Origin of the sequence: Mesorhizobium sp. M7D.F.Ca.US.004.03.1.1 (assembly GCF_003998635.1) — a bacterium.
GTDB classification, from domain to species: domain Bacteria; phylum Pseudomonadota; class Alphaproteobacteria; order Rhizobiales; family Rhizobiaceae; genus Mesorhizobium; species Mesorhizobium loti.
Map to the genome: position 1 here is coordinate 1 of NZ_RZQG01000955.1, position 2,174 is coordinate 2,174.

The following is a 2,174-nucleotide window of genomic DNA, read 5'->3' on the forward strand; positions in this document are numbered from 1 at the left end:
GCTGCCTGCATGCGTCTGGCCGTCCACAATGCCAGGAAAGATGAGCGCGTCCCCTGAATCGAAAAACTCGCGCGCGCCCGGCGGGTCGGAGGCGCCGATCGCAACGATCGTGCCGTCCTTGACGGCAACCCAACCACGCTCGAGAAGCCCCTCACCCAGGACGAGCGTCCCACGAAGAATCAAATCGGCCGTCATGACGCTTTCTTCCCATACCTCAGGTCAAGTGTCGTACATGCCAGGGCGACGCCAGCCTGAACCGGGTCGACAACGGGGATGCCAAGTCGCTCCTCCATGTCGGCACGGTAGCTGCCGAGCCCAGCGCACCCAAGGATGAGTACATCCGCGCCGTCCACATCGCGAAGGACCTCGCCTGTACGCGAAACGGTGTCTACAACATCCCCAGCCATCAGCTCGACGACCGTCATGTCAATCGAGCGATCCCCGGCGAGCCGCAGGTCCAGTTTGAGCTCTTTCAAATATCGCAGATGCCTGGCAACCGACGATGGCCCTAGCGAGATAATGCCAAATCGATTTCCAAGGCCCAGCGCAGCCAAATAGGCTGCCTCTGCAATGCCTATAACCGGGCGCGAGGTAAGGTTGCGGATATGGCGGATTCCCGGATCTGAAAAGCAGCTAAGCACGAAGGCGTCGGCGTCCGATGCAATGACCCGCTCCTCTATGTGAGGAACAACCTCGGCGACATGATCGTCGGTCTCGATACCTGGTGGCGATTTGGGCAGTTCGGTGCATTCGATCGCGTGCCTTGTGGCCGCAACAACGATGGAAAGGCAGGCCTCCATCGAGCGCGTTACGTCGATCGAACTGTTCGGATTGATCACAAGAATGTTGGCCAAGCGGCACCCTTGAATGTTGCAGGTAATATTCGACGTAATATACCATGGATTCGGCAGTGTCAAAAGGCCATGATGGTTACAACCACGCGGCCGTGGTTGCCGGCAGCAGATCGAAAAATCGCTGGCCCCTCGATTCGAATCTTGCTTCCAGGGTCCTTGGGAAATGTCACCGCCGGAACTTGGATGCCGTCGGGCACCAGGCGTGCGTTTCTCGCACGCAATCGCCAAAATCATCCCTGCGAAATAGCGCATTGCGCTTTAATATATTTAGTGGAATATTAGAGTCTGTTCACGATACAAAAGGGGAATGATCATGTTGTACAGGCTACGCATTTCCACCTTGGCGCTGAGTGCAGTCCTGGTGAACGCAGCTCACGCGGGAACGCCGGCATTTTCCAGCGACATGCTGGCTATCCCGGGGAGATTGGCTATTTGCGCCGATTTTCCGGCACCACCCCAAGAAATGTATACCGATAACGGGGAGCCTACCGGCAGCGATGTCGATACTGGAAATGCGATCGCCGAAAAACTTGGGTTGAAGCCGGTGTGGGTCAACACGGTGTTTGACACGATTATTCTCGCACTGAATTCAGGAAAATGCGATCTCATCGTAACCGGAATGCTTATCAAACCGGAGCGTGAAAAACAGATTGACCTGATCCCCTATTTTACAGCGGGCGAGCAACTTCTGGTGCGCAAGGGCAACCCGAAGAAGATCAGCTCCGATTACAAGACGGTTTGCGGCAACAAGGTGGCGACCAACACGGGGAGCGCCCAGGAAGAGAGGCTGGCCGCATGGAACAAGACTTGCGCTGCCGACGGACTCCCGCCGATAACGGTCATCTCCTCACCAAAAAGCGACACTGCCTTGCAGCAGCTCATGTCTGACCGCGCGGACGCCTTTTTTAACGACTCTCCGACAGTGCAGTATTATAGGAATCTTCAGCCGGATAATTTTGATCTCGGAGGGGAACCAATCGGTGTGCTCCCCGAGGGTATCGGCGTGGCCAAGGCTGATCCTGGATTAAAAACAGCGGTGACTGCGGCGTTGCGCCAGCTTCAGAAGAGCGGGGATTATCACAAGATCCTGGAAAAATATGGCCTTCAGGATACCCGCGTTCCGCCGCTGCCTTGAAGGTGGGAGTTTACATGATGTCGGTTTGTTAAAATGGCGAATGGTTTTGATTGGAATATCTTTCTTCGCTATGCATGGCCACCCTCAGCGTTTGAAAATCCGTTGATCCGTGACGGCCTCGTCATCACCGTCGCAATGGCGGTTTTGGCGCAGGCGCTGGGGGTAGTGTTGGGATTGCTGGGCGC

At 55.9% G+C, this 2,174-nt stretch carries 2 protein-coding genes and 1 pseudogene; 1 reads left to right on the forward strand and 2 read right to left on the reverse strand.

All coding sequences use genetic code 11. The annotated features are described in order from the left end of the window. Together EN935_RS32415 and EN935_RS32420 are read right to left on the reverse strand one after the other, a co-directional pair. Positions 1-195 (reverse strand): annotated as a pseudogene (locus tag EN935_RS32415) (dihydroorotase); the annotation flags it as partial. After that, positions 192-854, reverse strand: a complete 663-nt coding sequence (locus EN935_RS32420) for an aspartate/glutamate racemase family protein (RefSeq protein WP_127374041.1) — start codon at positions 852-854, stop codon at positions 192-194. The gene EN935_RS32420 and the pseudogene EN935_RS32415, both read right to left, overlap by 4 nt. A gap of 307 nt (positions 855-1,161) precedes the next feature. On the opposite strand from EN935_RS32420, the gene EN935_RS32425 reads away from it, so the two are divergent. Then, entirely contained in the window at positions 1,162-1,989 is an 828-nt protein-coding gene (locus tag EN935_RS32425; protein WP_127374042.1) for an ABC transporter substrate-binding protein, read from the forward strand. The last annotated feature ends 185 nt before the right edge of the window (positions 1,990-2,174 follow it).

Excerpts from the sequence above, each read along its gene's own strand:
- EN935_RS32425 (WP_127374042.1), top strand. The coding sequence starts at position 1,162 with ATGATCATGTTGTACAGGCTACGCATTTCCACCTTGGCGCTGAGTGCA.